Source organism: Psychrobacter raelei (assembly GCF_022631235.3).
Classification (GTDB): Bacteria; Pseudomonadota; Gammaproteobacteria; order Pseudomonadales; family Moraxellaceae; genus Psychrobacter; species Psychrobacter raelei.
In genome coordinates this window covers 883,040-899,230 of record NZ_CP093310.2, presented here as the reverse complement: position 1 = coordinate 899,230, position 16,191 = coordinate 883,040, and the positions used below count along the sequence as shown (strand labels likewise).

At 43.6% G+C, this 16,191-nt stretch carries 13 protein-coding genes; 4 read left to right on the top strand and 9 right to left on the bottom strand.

The window, feature by feature from the left end:
- Positions 1–6: 6 nt before the first annotated feature.
- Positions 7–1,125 carry an MFS transporter gene (locus MN210_RS03835; protein ID WP_338412579.1) on the bottom strand — a complete coding sequence of 373 codons (1,119 nt, stop codon included), beginning with the start codon at positions 1,123–1,125 and terminating at the stop codon, positions 7–9.
- Entirely contained in the window at positions 1,106–1,507 is a 402-nt protein-coding gene (locus tag MN210_RS03830) for an MFS transporter (protein ID WP_338412578.1), read from the bottom strand. Before MN210_RS03830 ends, MN210_RS03835 begins: the two co-directional genes overlap by 20 nt.
- A gap of 472 nt (positions 1,508–1,979) precedes the next feature.
- Here MN210_RS03830 and MN210_RS03825 point away from each other — a divergent pair, with 472 nt between their 5' ends.
- The 4 genes from MN210_RS03825 to MN210_RS03810 all read left to right on the top strand — a co-directional run bounded on the left by MN210_RS03825 (position 1,980) and on the right by MN210_RS03810 (position 6,172).
- A complete protein-coding gene (locus tag MN210_RS03825; protein ID WP_338412577.1) occupies positions 1,980–3,044 on the top strand; it encodes a siderophore ABC transporter substrate-binding protein in 1,065 nt (354 codons plus the stop codon).
- 45 nt (positions 3,045–3,089) lie between these two features.
- Entirely contained in the window at positions 3,090–4,148 is a 1,059-nt protein-coding gene (locus MN210_RS03820; protein WP_110816266.1) for an ABC transporter permease, read from the top strand.
- A gap of 57 nt (positions 4,149–4,205) precedes the next feature.
- A complete protein-coding gene (locus MN210_RS03815) occupies positions 4,206–5,315 on the top strand; it encodes an iron chelate uptake ABC transporter family permease subunit (protein WP_110816265.1) in 1,110 nt (369 codons plus the stop codon).
- 95 nt (positions 5,316–5,410) lie between these two features.
- Entirely contained in the window at positions 5,411–6,172 is a 762-nt protein-coding gene (locus MN210_RS03810) for an iron ABC transporter ATP-binding protein (protein ID WP_338412576.1), read from the top strand.
- Positions 6,173–6,198: 26 nt separating this feature from the next.
- Here MN210_RS03810 and MN210_RS03805 read toward each other — a convergent pair whose 3' ends face one another.
- The 7 genes from MN210_RS03805 to MN210_RS03775 all read right to left on the bottom strand — a co-directional run bounded on the left by MN210_RS03805 (position 6,199) and on the right by MN210_RS03775 (position 16,151).
- A complete protein-coding gene (locus MN210_RS03805; protein WP_338412818.1) occupies positions 6,199–7,593 on the bottom strand; it encodes an FAD-binding oxidoreductase in 1,395 nt (464 codons plus the stop codon).
- A 102-nt stretch (positions 7,594–7,695) separates the two neighbouring features.
- Positions 7,696–8,982, bottom strand: a complete 1,287-nt coding sequence (amaA, locus tag MN210_RS03800; RefSeq protein ID WP_241879246.1) for an L-pipecolate oxidase — start codon at positions 8,980–8,982, stop codon at positions 7,696–7,698.
- Positions 8,983–9,004: 22 nt separating this feature from the next.
- The gene (gene nhaC / locus MN210_RS03795) at positions 9,005–10,465 is read right to left on the bottom strand and encodes a Na+/H+ antiporter NhaC (protein WP_338412575.1); all 1,461 of its coding nucleotides are present in this window, start codon (positions 10,463–10,465) and stop codon (positions 9,005–9,007) included.
- A 256-nt stretch (positions 10,466–10,721) separates the two neighbouring features.
- Complete coding sequence (gene amaB, locus MN210_RS03790; RefSeq protein ID WP_110816261.1) at positions 10,722–12,212, bottom strand: L-piperidine-6-carboxylate dehydrogenase; 1,491 nt, start codon at positions 12,210–12,212, stop codon at positions 10,722–10,724.
- 166 nt (positions 12,213–12,378) lie between these two features.
- Positions 12,379–13,767, bottom strand: coding sequence for a 2-oxoadipate dioxygenase/decarboxylase HglS (hglS, locus tag MN210_RS03785; protein WP_241879242.1), 1,389 nt, complete (start codon positions 13,765–13,767; stop codon positions 12,379–12,381).
- A 54-nt stretch (positions 13,768–13,821) separates the two neighbouring features.
- A complete protein-coding gene (locus MN210_RS03780) occupies positions 13,822–15,087 on the bottom strand; it encodes a 2-aminoadipate transaminase (RefSeq protein ID WP_110816259.1) in 1,266 nt (421 codons plus the stop codon).
- A 128-nt stretch (positions 15,088–15,215) separates the two neighbouring features.
- Complete coding sequence (locus MN210_RS03775) at positions 15,216–16,151, bottom strand: LysR substrate-binding domain-containing protein (protein ID WP_110816258.1); 936 nt, start codon at positions 16,149–16,151, stop codon at positions 15,216–15,218.
- Positions 16,152–16,191 lie beyond the last annotated feature (40 nt).

Below are 16,191 nucleotides of genomic sequence, written 5' to 3'. Positions count from 1 at the left end.
CATAGCTCACAACTTGTTTTGTGCCAAGCGATCTTGCTCTGCCAAAGCGATATCCACCGACGACATCTTGTACTCATCGCCAAAGGCATCATCAGGCTCTTTGAGCCAAAAAAAGCACACCAGCCATGCCACAAAGGCCCCACCGGCGATGATATAAAAGAACTGGTTAGGCTCAACAAAGGTGTAGATAAATAAGTAAAATACCGCACCCACGTTACCATAAGCGCCTGCCATACCTGAGATTTGACCGGTCAAACGGCGCTTGATAGAAGGAATAATGCCAAAGGTTGCCCCTTCTGCACCCTGCACAAACACCGAACAACCAATGGTAAAGACGACTGCAATAAATAATGGCCAATCAGCGTTGAGTAGTCCCATAAGCGCAAAGCCAATACCGATGCCAAACATATAAACCAGCATCACCAGACGGCGGTTGCCAATTTTATCTGAAATATAACCGCCTAAAGGTCGGGCCCAAAGGTTAACAAAAGCAAAAGTAGAAGCGATTAGACCGGCCGCTGTGGCATCTAGCTTCCAAGTACTGGCAAAGAACATAGGTAGCATAGAGACGACCGCCAGCTCCGCGCCAAAGTTGGCAAAATAAGACACATTTAAAGCGGCCACCGATTTAAAGGGGTATTTGTCATCTTCTGGAATGCCCGCTTTGAGCATAGGAATATTGACACTCAAGGCTTTGTAAATCTGATAAATTACCACCACCGCGATCATCACATAACAGACGATAGCACCTGTCGCAGACAAAAACCCCATGTCTTGAGTGCGATAAACCAGCACCCCCAACACCCCATACAATGGGATAGTAAACAAGCAGTATAACCACAAATCTCGCCAGCTGGATACCTCTAAGGCGCCCGCCTTTCTAGATCTTTGGTGCGTATCTGCTGTTGGCCCATCAGTAATCAAAAACCAATAAGCTACCCCATATAGCGCCATCAACAAGCCAGACAATGCTATGGCCCAGCGCCACCCATCATGACCACCGAAGAACTGTAAAGCCACAGTGGGAATAGTAATCGCAGCCGCCGCAGAGCCAAAGTTTCCCCATCCAGCATAAAAGCCTTCTGCAAAACCAATGTCTTTGGGCTTAAACCAAAGCGCGGTCATATGAATACCGACCACAAAGCCTGCCCCGACCGACAATAGACATAAATAGCCGAGATACAAACAGCTGCATCGCCGATGTGCCAAAGGCGAAGAACCACGTGGGTATCGCCATCACTATCATTAATACCGAAAACACCCGGCGCGGGCCGAATCTATCTAATGCCATGCCCACCACTACGCGGCCAGGAATGGTCAACGCCACGTTAGCAATCAAAAACAGCTTGATATGCTCAGGCGTCAAATAACTTTCAGCCGCCAGCATAGAAGTTGCCAGCGGCGCCATGTTAAACCAAACATAAAAGGTTAGAAAAAAAGCAATCCAGGTATAGTGCAGCGCTCTAATATCACGGCGCTCAACCTCAAGCAGCTCCTTGGCATGCATGATGCGTCTCCTGAGCAATAGACATAAAAAAAGCAGTGATGTTGGCAAGCTCCCGTCTTTAAAGACCCTGTGAGCTTAGCAAGTCACTGCCCTGTAATTGCTTTTAATATAGCGCCAATCTTAATCAATACCTATTGAGCAAAAGCGGTACATAAGCCTAATTCCCTACCCCTTTTGGGGGATAACAGACCCACTTAAAAGTAACAAAATACCCTTGTTTTATTTAATGCGAATTATTATCATTTATTTTTGCATTTAAAAAGCGTATCATAGGCTCATTCTCAAAAAATTAGCAGACATCTGATGTACCACTCGCAGTTAATTTAGAGGGTCTGTGCGCCATGCCATCAGATAAGAGGGTTTTGTTTTTTTATAGTCTAGTTTTTTGACATGTTTTACAGCTTTTTATTTAATAGCCATTGTCTTGTCATGGCTTTTTTAACGACTAAGTTTAATGATTAAGTGAGATTTTATGTTTACCAAACGTCTATCCTCTGCCGCCGCCTCTTCTACGTATCCCAAAGCCAAGTTGGCTTTACTCACCTTAATGGTGAGCGGTGCGCTTTTTGGTTGCTCTCCTAAACAGACAGACACTCAAACTGACAGTGCCGCTGAAACTCAAAGTGAGACTGGCTCTGAAGCGGCCACCACAGAGTCAAGTGCGACTGACAACCAAGCACAAGTAAGCATTGATACCACTCGCGGTGAAGTAACTTTACCCACCAATCCTGAGCCATTAGCTGTATATGACATGACCTTGATGCAGGATTTAGCTGCCTTAGAAGTACCTGTAGCTGGTCTGCCTGACAACTTACATTTAGACAATCTAAAAGCGGCGGGTGCCCCAGAGAGCCAGAATATCGGTACTTTATTCGAGCCTGATATGGAAGCACTTAACCAAATGCAGCCCAAAGCCATTTTAATTGGCTCACGTATGGCAGAAAAATATGATGCCCTTAGCAAAATGGCGCCAACTTTAGACCTGACCTTAGATACTGAAAATATTTATGAGTCTAGCAAACAGCGCTTAGCTGATTTAGGTAAGCTATTTAACAAAGCCGATAAAGCCGCTCAGTTGCAACAAGACATTGATCAAGCCATCGAGCAAGCCAAAGCCGCCAGTGCCGGTAAAGGCAATGGTTTGGTTGTCCTAGTAAACGGCAATAAAATCTCAGCCTATGGCGAAAAATCTCGCTTTGGGTTCTTACATACCGTCTTTGGTATTCCTGCTGCTGATACTCAGATTGAAGATGGCCGACATGGTCAACCCGTATCTTTTGAATACTTACAAAAAATCGATCCAGACTGGTTATTTGTGCTAGATAGAAGCTCAGCCGTTGGTGAAGAAGGCGTAGGTGCAGATGCGGTATTAGACAACCCATTAATGCATCAAACCAAAGCTTGGAAAAACAAACATATTGTCTACCTAAGCCCAGACTCATACCTTGCTTTCGGGGGTTACTATCAGTGGCTAAAAGACACCAAGATCGTCACTGATGCCTTGAGTAAAGCCGAAACAGTTGAAAGCGCTCAATAAGCACGCGCTTATCCCTCAATTTTTACAGTAAAAATAAAGACCGTTATGTTTGATTCTTCTGCCAAACCTAAAGCTCGACATGTTTTGCTATCGCCTATGCTGCTCAACACGTTAAGTGTGCTGCTATTGGTGGCTCTAATTTTGCTAAGCTTATCGCTGGGTGTGGCAGATTTTTCATGGCAAGGGCTGTGGCAAGCCTTAACTCAGCAGTCGGTCAGTAACGATTTACAGTTGTTGCTGGTAAGCCGACTGCCGCGCACACTGGCCATTATTTTGACCGGTGCCTCTTTAGCTGTGGCGGGGATGATTTTACAAGTTGTGTTAAAAAACCGCTTCGTTGACCCCTCCATGGTGGGCGCCACCCAAAGCGCAGGCCTAGGCCTACTTTTGGTCAGCCTATACTTGCCCACAAGTAGCCTATTTAGCAAGATGCTCATTGCGACCTTGTGCGCTATCGCCGGTATGGTGCTGTTTATGCGTCTAATTAAGCATTTGCCTGCCACAGACATCTTAATGGTCCCTTTGGTAGGCATTGTGTTTGGCGGTATTATTGAGGCGGTCACTACCTTTATTGCCTATGAAACGGAGTCTTTGCAGATGCTGTCAGTGTGGCGCTTTGGGGATTTTTCTACTATTTTGGCGGGGCGTTATGAGCTGCTGTATGTGACCGGTGCGTTGGCACTGGTGGCGTACTTTTTGGCCGACAAACTAACCATTGTGGGATTAGGCGAAGCCATTGCTATTAACTTAGGGGTGAACCAGCGCTTGATGACCTGGTTTGTGATCTTGACTGTGGCCATGATTAGCGCCGTGGTGGTGGTTACGGTAGGCGCCATTCCCTTTGTCGGGCTGGTCGTACCTAATATTATCAGCCGCTTAATGGGAGACAGTCTACGTCGATGCTTACCAGCAGTGGCATTATTCGGCTCAAGCCTAGTGCTGCTATGCGATGTGATTGGCCGCAGCATCCGCTACCCCTTTGAAGTACCGGTAGCGACCGTATTCGGTGTTATTGGCGCCGCGATATTTTTATGGATGTTACTCCGTAAACCTCGCAAACCCAAACCTCGTAAGCTTGAAGCCAATCCATCGGCCCAAGCCTAAGCCCACAGCTCTTAAGTCGTATCTTCTCATTTATCCTTTTTGCCAGCTAAGCTTATTATGAATTCATCCAAGCAAGCATCCACCACATCAATGCCTAAGTCCTCTAGCAATAATAAAGATTGTGCAGGCTCGCAGTTTGTGTCCTCAAATAGCCAAACTTCTAAACATCCACTTACCGCTCACCCTGTACAGCTGCGTATTAATCCAGGCTTGGTATTTAGCAAACCGGTGTGGCTTGCTTTGCTGACTTTACTGGTAAGCTGCGTGCTGTTTATGACCTTACAGGCCAATGGCAACTGGGACTTTGTGTTGCCGTTCCGGGGGCAAAAGCTGGCGGCACTTATGATTGTGGGCTACTGTATTGGAGTCTCGACACTGCTGTTTCAAAGCCTCACCCACAACCCGATTTTAACGCCTGCCCTATTGGGCTTTGACTCGTTATATATTCTTATCCAAAGCCTATTGGTGTTCTTCTTGGGTGCGTTGAATATGTTTACCAGTCAGCCGTTACTAAAGTTTGGCATTGAAGTGGCACTGATGGTGGCCGCCTCCTTATTCCTGTTTCGGCTATTATTTAATCGCACTGAGCACTCTTTATCTCGGCTAATTTTAGTCGGCATTATCTTTGGCGTGTTATTTAGAAGCTTATCAAATTTGGTGGCACGCCTCATTAACCCCGAAGACTTCGTAGTGATACAAGCGGCCAGCTTTGCCCAATTTAATATCACCAATGTCCATATGATGTGGCTGAGCCTGGCCATTTGTCTTGTCAGTGCATGGCTTATTTGGCGCTGGCGCTTTCAGGTCGATGTACTGATGCTTGGCCGCTCCGATGCAATTGGTCTGGGCATTGATTATCAAGGTTTAACCCTGCGTCTATTGGTGGTCATCTCAGTGTTGGTCGCAACCGCGACCGCCTTTGTCGGCCCTATCGTATTTTTGGGGTTATTGGTGTGCGCTTTGACCAACCGCATAAGCCACAGCATGTATCATAGCGAGCGTATCGTTTTGGTCAGCTTGGTGTCCATGATTACGTTGGTATTGGGTCAGACTTTGTTTGAGCGGGTGCTTGGCATGGCCGGTGTGTTGTCAGTTGTGATTGAACTGCTCGGCGGCATGGTCTTTATCGGCCTGATTTTAAAGCAGTATCGCAAGCAGGTGGCCTAAGTGATCCATAAGCCCGCTTGGCTGCTTCTTTGACACTTAATGTTATATCTCCCTAATTTTCATCCTATTTTTATACCTGACAGCTGAATATCTTTATGATTACCATTAATAATGTAAGCCATCACATCGATCACCACCCCATCTTAAATAATGTCAGCTTAAGCTTAGAAGATGCGCAAGTGATTGCGTTAATTGGGCCAAATGGCGCCGGAAAGTCCACCTTGTTTAGCGTCATGTCACGCCTACAACCGCTACAAAGTGGGTCGGTTCAGTTTGGTGAGTACGACATTGCACATACCGACAGTAAGGTTATGGCTAAGACAGTGGCCATATTGGCACAGAGCAATCAACTACAAGGCCGATTGCGGGTAGAAGAGCTATTGATGTTCGGCCGTTATCCGTATCATCAAGGCCGGCCTACCCCAGCCGATCATCAAAAGGTGGCTGAGGTTATTAAGAAGTTTGAATTGCAAGATATGGCACACCGCTACTTATCTACCTTATCAGGTGGGCAACAGCAGCGGGTATTGATTGCTATGATTGTCTGCCAGGATACCCCTTATTTACTGCTTGATGAGCCGCTTAACAACTTAGACATGTACCACTCAGGCCAGCTGATGCGCGCCCTACGCAGTTTGGCTCATGAACAAAAAAAGACAGTGGTTATTGTGCTGCATGATATCAACCAAGCCGCACAGTTCGCCGATACCGTAGTCATGATGAAGACCGGACAAGTTATTCAAACCGGCCATCCTATTGAAGTGCTGACGCAAGAGACCATACAGGATTTATATGGGGTGAAAGCTACCGTCATTGAGCACAAAGGCTATCCAGTTATTATTGATAGCCGAGTTTAGTACAGGTAGTAAGTATAAAACTAAGACTAAACATCAAAAATCTTACCACGGTTCATAATCGCATTAGGATCAAACACTTGTTTTAGTGCTTTTAAGTACTCAATTTCGCTCTCGCTACGGGTGTAGTTCAAATAAGGCTTTTTGGTCATGCCCACACCATGCTCGGCAGACACCGATCCGCCATATTTTTGTACTGTGGCAAACACTAGATCATTAACACTTTGGCATTTTTTAAAGAACTCATCTTTGGATAAATTCTCAGGTTTTAAGATGTTTAAATGCAAGTTACCATCACCAATATGACCAAACCAGCAAATTTCAAAGTCCGGGTAGTTGCTGTTGACCACACTCTCAATATCCCTGATAAACTCAGGCACATAGCTGATCAGTACTGACACATCATTTTTATAAGGGGTAAATACTGAGATGGTCTCTGAGATATATTCGCGCAGTTTCCACAGCTCAGCGGCTTGAGATAGGTTTTGGCTCATGACACCATCGACAATCCAGCCATTCTCCATGCACTGCTCAAACATGGCCATCGCCTTATCCATAATAGGCTCATAGGGGGCCTCAAATTCAAGTAGGGCATAATATTTGGTGCGGGCTTCAAAAGGCTCTTGTACATGACCTGTGGCCATCAGCTTCTCAATAGCCACATCATCGAAGAACTCAAAGGCAGTCAAGTCAATTTGAGACTGAAAAGCGGACAGCACATGCATCACATGCTCAAACTTATCCATGCCAAATACCATCACCGTCAAGTCCTGCGGGGCACGTTCAAGCTTGATTTGTGCTTTGGTGACAATGCCTAACGTACCTTCTGCACCGATAAACAAATGACGCAAATCATAACCGGTGGCATTTTTTATCATACCGCGGTTGAGCTGTAAGATATCACCCTTACCAGTGACGACTGTAAGACCCAGCACCCAGTTACGCGTCATGCCATAGCGAATTACTTTGATGCCGCCGGCGTTGGTGCCGATGTTACCCCCAATTTGACTGGAGCCTGCTGAGGCAAAATCCACAGGATAGTATAGGCCTTTGTCTTCAGCGAACTGCTGTAGCTGCTCGGTGATGACACCCGCTTCAATCTCAACCATTCTATCGGCGGGGAAAAATTCACCAATTTTATTCATTTTATCAAGGCTAAGTACAATCTCGCCATGACTGGCCACAGCACCGGCAGATAATCCGGTACGGCCACCACTTGGGGTGATGACTATGCCATATTCATTGGCCAGCTTCACCACGCTTTGGACTTGCTCGGTCGATTTTGGAAACACAATCACAGAGGGTGCGGGCGCAAAGTGCTTGGTCCAGTCTTTGCCCCAATGCGCTAAGCTTTCTGCATCGGTTTTTATTTGACTGGTTTCAAAGCCGTGATTGTTAATTAGCGTCTCTAGGATAAGTTGCAGACTGGATGGTTGAAATAAGTCTATCTTTGTTTCTAAATCTAAAGTTAGCTTGGTCACTAATATAGCTCCATACAACTAATAGCACTTTATGAATATACTCACTTATCTAATGACTTTTAGACATTGCCCAAAATGATATAAAGAGATGCCCATTTCGGTAACGCTAGAGCGCATACCATTACAAGATATCTTGGACTCTTCTATACTTTTAAAAGGAAGCGGTATTTTTTTACGATCACCGGTTAAAATATAGTCAGCAAAACATTTACCTAACAGTGTTCCTGTGGTGATTCCCCTACCATTATATGCAGTAGCAGCTAACAAACTATCATCAACCTCAAATACTCTAAATATGTGATCTTGAGTAAAGCCAAATTTACCTACCCACTCATATTGCCATTCAAATTTAGGCAAGTCAGGATAGTAATGCTTTTGTACAGTATTGGCCCACGCTTGATAAAAAGACTTAGGTTTCATCTTCTTACCTCCCACAGTACCCAGTAACAATCTATTGTCCTTATCACGTCGAATACTAGAGAGTGCTGTTCTTGTATCCCATGCTCCCGTTTTATAAGGTAAAATCTTATCAGCCTGTATATTATTTAAAGGCTCAGAGGCTATTTGATAGTACTCCACTAAGTAGAAAGTCTTCGATAATTGGCTCCACTCACCTTCTGTATAAGCATTAGTAGCCACTATCGTACGATCTGCTTGAACACTTGCTTGCGCTGTTCTGACATACCACTTACCTTCTGATTTTTCGATAGAGGTTACCGCAGAATCCGTATATATTTTTACACCCAAAGACTTAGCTGCTCGAGCTAAGCCATTGACATAAGCTTGAGGATTAATAGTACCTGCACGTTTATCCAATAAGGCTTTATTAATTCGTGTGGTGCCACAGTACTCATGACACTTGCTTCCAGTCAGACGCTCTACATCTGCACCTAATCGCGTCAACTGCTCATAACGTATCTCAACATCTTGTTCGCCTGTGGCATTATGTGCCATATGGATATTGCCCGTTCTGGTCTCTTGAGCATCAATTTTATACTTATCAATAACATCAAAAACCAATTTTGGTGCCAACCCAAGCTCTTGAGTTAAATGTACACCCACCTCCTCACCTAAATATTGATTTAGATCATCTGGGCGAGCCCAAGTCCCTGCGTTTACAAAGCCCACACTACGTCCTGAACCTCCATTACCTACTTGCTTGGACTCCAAGACAATAACATCCACACCTTTTTCTGCTAGATGAATAGCAGCTGATAATCCAGTGTAGCCTGCACCTATGATACAGACTTGAGTATCCGCATCGTATGTCAGCGATGTAAAGAGCTCCCCTTCAGGGGCAATAAGCCCCCATAAGCATTTTTCTTGCAACATGTTATGGAATCTCCTTTTCCAGTTAAATATTATTACTCGTTACCACTACATGCTCAGATACTGGCACGCTAGGCGTCTCACGAGGTATAAATTTATTCAATGCCAACCACAGTAATCCAAATAATGGAGACAACCAACAAGCGAATGCGTAAGGTGCATAAGTTATAGTGGCTATACCTAATGTCGCTGCTACGAAGCTTCCTCCCATATTCCATGGGATTAACGGAGATAGTAAAGTACCGCAGTCTTCTACTGCGCGAGTGAGCGTGGTGCGCTTATAGCCCATTTCTTGATATTTATCTTTTAATAGACGTCCTGGTAAAACTAAAGTGGTATAAACATCACCAATAATAGTACCCACACCAATCACACTAGCATAACTTGAAATAACCAGACCAAAACGAGTTTTGATGACTTTATCAAGCTTAGCCATGATTGCTTTAAGCGTCCCGTAATGCTCAAGTGAGCCGACAAAAGCCAAGGCAAAAATGGTCAGGGTGACGACCCAAGTCATCGACATTACGCCGCCTTTACTTAGCAACTGATCAACTATTTCTAAGCCTGTTTCACTCTTAAATCCATTTTGTAGAACATCAAACACATCGTGTAAGCCCACACCTTGCATAAACACTGCAATCACTGAAGCTACCACTACGCCTACCAACACTGTCGGAATAGCAGGCATTTTCATAACAGCCGCTCCAATTACTACCACGGCAGGCAATAAAGTAATAACACTTAGATTATAATTACTTGCAAGGCTGGCTTTGATTGCTTCAATTGAAGACATATCTACTGAATCAGAGCCATAACTCGTTCCTATCCATGCGTAGATGAGAACAGCAGTAATCATTGCAGGCACAGTGGTAGGCAACATGCCTTTGATGTGTTCCCATAAATCAATGCCAGCAGCAGCTGGCGTCAAGTTAGTGGTATCAGATAATGGTGACATTTTGTCGCCAAAAAATGCCCCTGAGACAATAGCACCACCAACCAACGGTGCTGGTACACCAAGCCCAAGCCCAATACCCATCATTGCTAATCCTACAGTACCCACAGTACCCCATGAGGTACCCGTGGCTAGAGAGATAATGGCGCAAATAATACAAACTGAGACCAAAAATGATGAGGGAGTGAAGATACTAAATCCGTAATATAAAATAGTAGGCACTGTGCCAGCTATAATCCAAGCACCGATTAACATACCTACACCCATTAAAATAAGTATCGCAGGCAAACCAATTTTTACTACTTTTAAGAACCTTTGCTCCATGCCATCCCAATCACGACCACGCAACTTCATAAATAAACCTGTGATTAAAATACCGCAGGCTAAGGGAATATGAGGCGTAAAGTCTTTGAATACAAAAAACTGCACCATCAGGATTATGGCAGTTAGAACCAAAGGTGCGATATCTAATAAGAAGCTTGAAGAAGGGCCATACCCTTCAACAGAGGGATTTTGATTTTTTTCATCAATCATAGTATTTACCTATCCATAGTAAGACTTGCCATATCCATGGCTTAGACCATTAGAGTTAAGAAGCATCCAATATAAATTAAATATTAATTTATATAAACTAAACAATATGTGGTCACTTATTAAAGGACAATGAACCTTATTGCCCTGCAAAACTTTTATTCTAAAAATATCCAAGGTATCTTCTAAGCAACACTTACTTTATAAAGAAATCTTATAAAACAAGAGGCTTAGAAGATTTTTGCAATCGAAAAAAAACTTAGTTGAAGTTAATACCTTGTGCTAATGGAAGCTCAGTTGAATAGTTAATGGTGTTGGTCTGACGACGCATATAGTTTTTCCAAGCATCTGAACCGGATTCACGACCGCCACCCGTTTCTTTTTCACCACCGAAAGCACCACCGATTTCCGCACCACTGGTACCAATATTAACGTTCGCAATACCACAGTCGCTACCACGATCACTTAAGAACTGTTCAGCTTCGCGAATATCATTGGTAAAGATACAAGAAGAGAGACCTTGTGGCACATCGTTTTGCATCTCTAACGCTTGATCGAAGTCTTGATAGGTCATCACGTATAAAATAGGGGCGAATGTCTCATTACGAACCACATCGTTTTGCTCATCCATCTCAACAATGGCAGGTTTTACATAATAGGCTTCTGGATATTCGCTCTCTAGCACACGCTCACCGCCTGTTACTTTGCCACCAGATTGTTTGGCATTATCCAGCGACTTTTGCATATTAGAGAAGCTATCTTCATCAATTAGAGGACCCACCAAGTTGCCTTCGAGTGGGTGGCCGATACTGACATTCTCATAGGCCGCTTTTACCCGTGGTAAAATCTCATCTTTTACTGACTCATGTACGATCAGGCGACGTAATGTGGTACAGCGCTGTCCTGCAGTACCCACTGCTGAGAATAATATGCCTCGCAAGGCCAGCTCTAAGTCGGCACTTGGGGTCAAAATCATTGCGTTATTACCGCCCAGCTCTAGCAAGCATTTACCAAAACGACTGGCGACTTTTGGTCCTACTGCCTGCCCCATTCTGGTACTGCCTGTGGCACTGATTAATGCCACATCTTTGTGCTCAACCAAAGCGTTACCAACTTCCACTTCACCCAAGAGTATTTGCGATAAATATTCTGGTGCCCCATCGAATTTTGCAAGCGCTTTTTCAAATAAAGCCTGACAAGCCAGCGCTGTTAAAGGCGTCTTCTCTGAAGGCTTCCAAATTACAGGGTTACCGCACACAATCGCTAATGCGGTATTCCATGACCAAACTGCAACAGGGAAGTTAAATGCTGAAATAACACCAATAACACCTAAAGGATGCCAAGTTTCACGCATATGATGGCCAGGACGCTCTGAGGCGATGGTTAAACCATAAAGTTGACGAGACAGACCCACCGCGAAATCACAGATATCAATCATCTCTTGAACTTCGCCTAGGCCTTCTTCTTTAATTTTACCTGCCTCGTAAGAGACTAATGCGCCAAGTTCTTGCTTATACTCACGCAGCACTTCACCCAATAAACGAATTAACTCCCCTCTTTTAGGAGCAGGTACAGTACGCCATTCTTTAAAGGCTTTTTTAGCATTAGAAACTTGCGTTTCTACATCAGATACTTCATGAAGGGTCACTTTGCCGATTACTGATCCATCGATTGGGGTTTTAACTTCAAAGTTACCATTTTGATATAGGCTTTCTTCCACGCCCATAGCTGACATGTACTTCTTAATCATTACTATTCCTTAGTTGATTATTAATGACTTCCTTGGTGTAATTCCAATTTACATGTGTCATTAATGAGTTGCAAAATAAAATATTTCTTACTGTCATTCCCTTTTGGAATGGCCTATAAAAGACATAAGAATAACTTAACCATACCACCCAAACTACTTACCAATCTTAACTAACACGCTGTAAGGCGTTTAGACACCGCTCTAAGCTTTGCTGTTGAAGCTTGCTATACAGTTCAAGCTCGTCATAGACAGGTCTACCTAGCGCTTTTTCAAAGTCTGCCTGGTTTGAATTGCCTTGATAACTGCTTTGTTTGTTATCTTTTAGGTTAGACTGAAAAATACCTGCTGCACTTACGGGCAAGAAGTCTTCGTAAACAATTGGCTCAATACGCAGCACACCTTGACTAACAAGCTCATCTACCTGCTGCATTAATACGCCTGCTTCTAGCTTATCTTCATTTAACTGATAATAAAAATAGGCTAGACCTTGCTCATGTAAGCTGTGATAGTCATCTGGAAACGCTTCAAACTCCTGTGACAGTAGCTGATAATATTGACTCGCATTACTGGCATTTGGCGTTGAGCCAAGCTTAGTACGCGCTGCATTTAACAGCTGGTCATATAAAGCGCGGCCTTTAGGGGTCAGAGCGACACCACGCTGTTCAATCTCACCAAAACGGGCGGTATGCGTTCCAGCAACTGCATCACCGGCATCCCCAGTGAAGTTAACGGACTCTTCTAATGCCTTAAAGCTGGTTTGACGTAGCAAAATTGGGCAATTACGGCGTGGTGGCCCCTCAATAATATCTTTAGGTGGAATATTACGTTGACTCATGCCTTGTTGGACCGCATCAATATCTAAGGTTCTGGGCGTTAGGTGGTTAATATGGGGACCTTTAAAACCAACAATATCTGCAATCAATCCATGCTGACTTAATAACTGTTCATACAGCGATTTGCTGATCGGCGAGCTTTCATGCCAACGGAATGTCTCTAATGCTTCACGTACAAACTCCTCACCCTGCTCTGAGGTTAGACCGCCTTGTTTCTCAAACTTTTCAATCAGTTCAATGACTCTATCGGTAAATATATTTCTATTCTCCAGAGCTTGTTTGGCTTTACTGCGTAGCGATTCATCTTCAATCAACTCTAATCGTAAAAGAGAGGTGAATACTCGAAATGGGCTAATATTTAATGCCTCAGTAGTTACTGCACGAAATGCTGTGGAATGTACTGGCACTCCTGCAGGTGTCAAATCATAATAGCCCACCGGATACATACCCATTACAGCAAATAGACGGCGCATGGTCTCAAGCTCTTGGGCCGTACCTAGGCGAATAGCGCCATGTCTTTCTGCACTCAATCTGTCTAGCTCGCCGGTATTGATTAGCTGCTGTTTAATTTCTGGCTGCTGCTGCATAACTGATTCATTTACTTCATTTACCAACTCTATTAGGTTGGTATATAAAGGCACTTCTTTTTGGTACATGGTCGACATAGCTATTGAGAACTGGTAGCGAATCTCATCGGTTTTTATAAAATTTGTTGCTGTCATAGTGACTACCTTAATATTTTATAGAGTTTTGTACTTTGTAAATAAGCTGTCGATTTAATTGAGCTCATCAGGCAAAGTGCTGAGTACTTGTTTTAAAATCTCAAGCCCTTCTTGCAATAGTTCAGGTTCAATGGTCAAAGGCGGCAATAGGCGAATAATGTGTCGATATTTACCACTTGGCATCAGCAGCAGTCCCCTTTCACGAGCTTCTGACAATATTCTGGTCATAATCTCAGGGGAAGTGCCGTGTTTTGGATGACGAAGCTCTATACCGCGCATGGCACCGACACCAGTCATTTTATACAGCCAGTTAGACACACCCTCAGACTTCCAGCTCTCAAAGCTATTAACTAGAATTTGCTCATAGTCTGTAGCAGATGTCCAAACTGAGCCCTCTTCCATAATATCTAAGGTCGCGTTGGCAGCCGCACAGGCCACAGGGTTCCCCGAATAAGTCCCACCCAAGCTGCCTTTGGGTAATCCGTTCATAACCGAGTCTTTACCAATTACTGCCCCTAACGGCAGACCACCAGCGATACTTTTGCCTAATAGAATCATATCCGGCTCAATCTCTAAATGACTAAATGCAAAAGGCATACCCGTTCTGCCAAAACCAGACTGAATTTCATCCATGATTAATAAAATGCCATGCTTATCACAGAAGCCTCGTAGGTACTGTGCAAAGCCTTTTGACATAATCTGAAAACCACCCTCACCTTGCACTGGTTCCATAATGATGGCACCAATATTGTTAATATCAGTTTCAACCATGCCGATACGATCTAACGCATCAATGGCCTGTTGATCGCTAACCTCATTATCTGGACTTGGAAAAGGAATGTGATACACACTACCGGCTAGAGGACCTAACCCTGTTTTATAAGGACCAACTTTGCCATTAAGGTTAACCGCTGCCAAAGTGCGGCCATGAAAACCGCCATCAAAGGCGATAACCCCAACGCGACCTGTTTTTATGCGAGTAATTTTAAGGGCATTTTCTGTGGCTTCTGCACCGCAGTTGGTGAGCATTCCTGATAAAGTACCACTGATAGGAATAAGCTCACAAAGGCGTGGCATTAGCATCTGATAAGGCTGATGACCTGCAGCATTGTAAGCATAATGAATAAGATTACTGGCTTGCTGATGGATGGCATCAACAATTTTGGGATGACAATGGCCAAAGTTTAAAACGCCAATACCGCCTACAAAGTCTATGTAGCGCTTATTGTCCTTATCCCAAACTGTTGCATTTTTTCCTTTGACGAGAGTGATAGGATGCACCATAGTAAAGGCATCGGTCACATTATATAAGTTGGTCATAAACGTCTCATATCTTCCATGATTGATACGTTCATTTCACCAAAAGCATGAATAACAGGCAAACGAATAAAAGTTGAGCAACTATTCCTTTTTTTATGGCAGGAACTAAGTATTTGATAATATTTGCTTTAGTTCCTAGTAACTCGGTCCAAATACTCAAACACCCACTTAATTACTGCTCGAACTTTATGGCTATTGCCTAAAGTGAGTGGATAGGTTATGTAGTAAGCACTTTTAGCTTTAGCATAATAATCATCAGCTTGTCGCAGTGCACCACTGTTAATCTCTGGTGTCACCAAAATTCTTGGTATCAAGGCCACTCCATACCCTAGTAATGCGGCAGAAATACAGGCCTGAAAAGTATCGAATCTAGGGCCGACAAACGTACCTTCTATATGAATATCTTGTTGCTTAAAATAGTCATACCAAGCGCTTGTTCGTGAATTAAGATGTAAGAACGTACAGTTTCCTAGCTTATGCACATCTGCCCCATCTTCTGATTTGATATATTTGTCATAGTAATCAGGACTACAAACAGCGATGCAGTACTCTTCTAATAGCTTGATTGACTCCATTCCAGTCCAAACACCCTCACCATATAAAAATGCGATGTCGATATCATGGTCTTCAGAGAAGAAAGGACCTTCTTGTTCTCTGATATCCAAATTAATTAAAGGATATTGCTCATTAAATCCAGCCAATGCAGGAATTAACCAACGCGCACAAAAGGTGGGATGAGCCATTATTCTTAAAGTTTCTGCATTATCAACGTAAGACATCAACGAGGTAGTAGCGCTTTCTATATAGCTTAGAATATTAAAAACTTCTAGGTAGTAACGCTTACCTGCAGGTGTTAAAGAGATTTTCTGAGAAGTTCTATAAAAAAGTGAAATATTTAGCATGTCTTCAAGCTGAGCTACTTGCTTGCTTACCGCACTTTGAGTCATATACAACTCTTGGGCAGCGCCCGTAAAACTCAGCAATCGAGCCGCCGCTTCAAAGCACTGCAGCGCCGTTGTTGAGGGGTACTTTCGATAACTTAGCGTACTTTTGGCTTCTAACATTATATTTTTTATTCCTTTAAAAAAATAAACTTTATTTTTT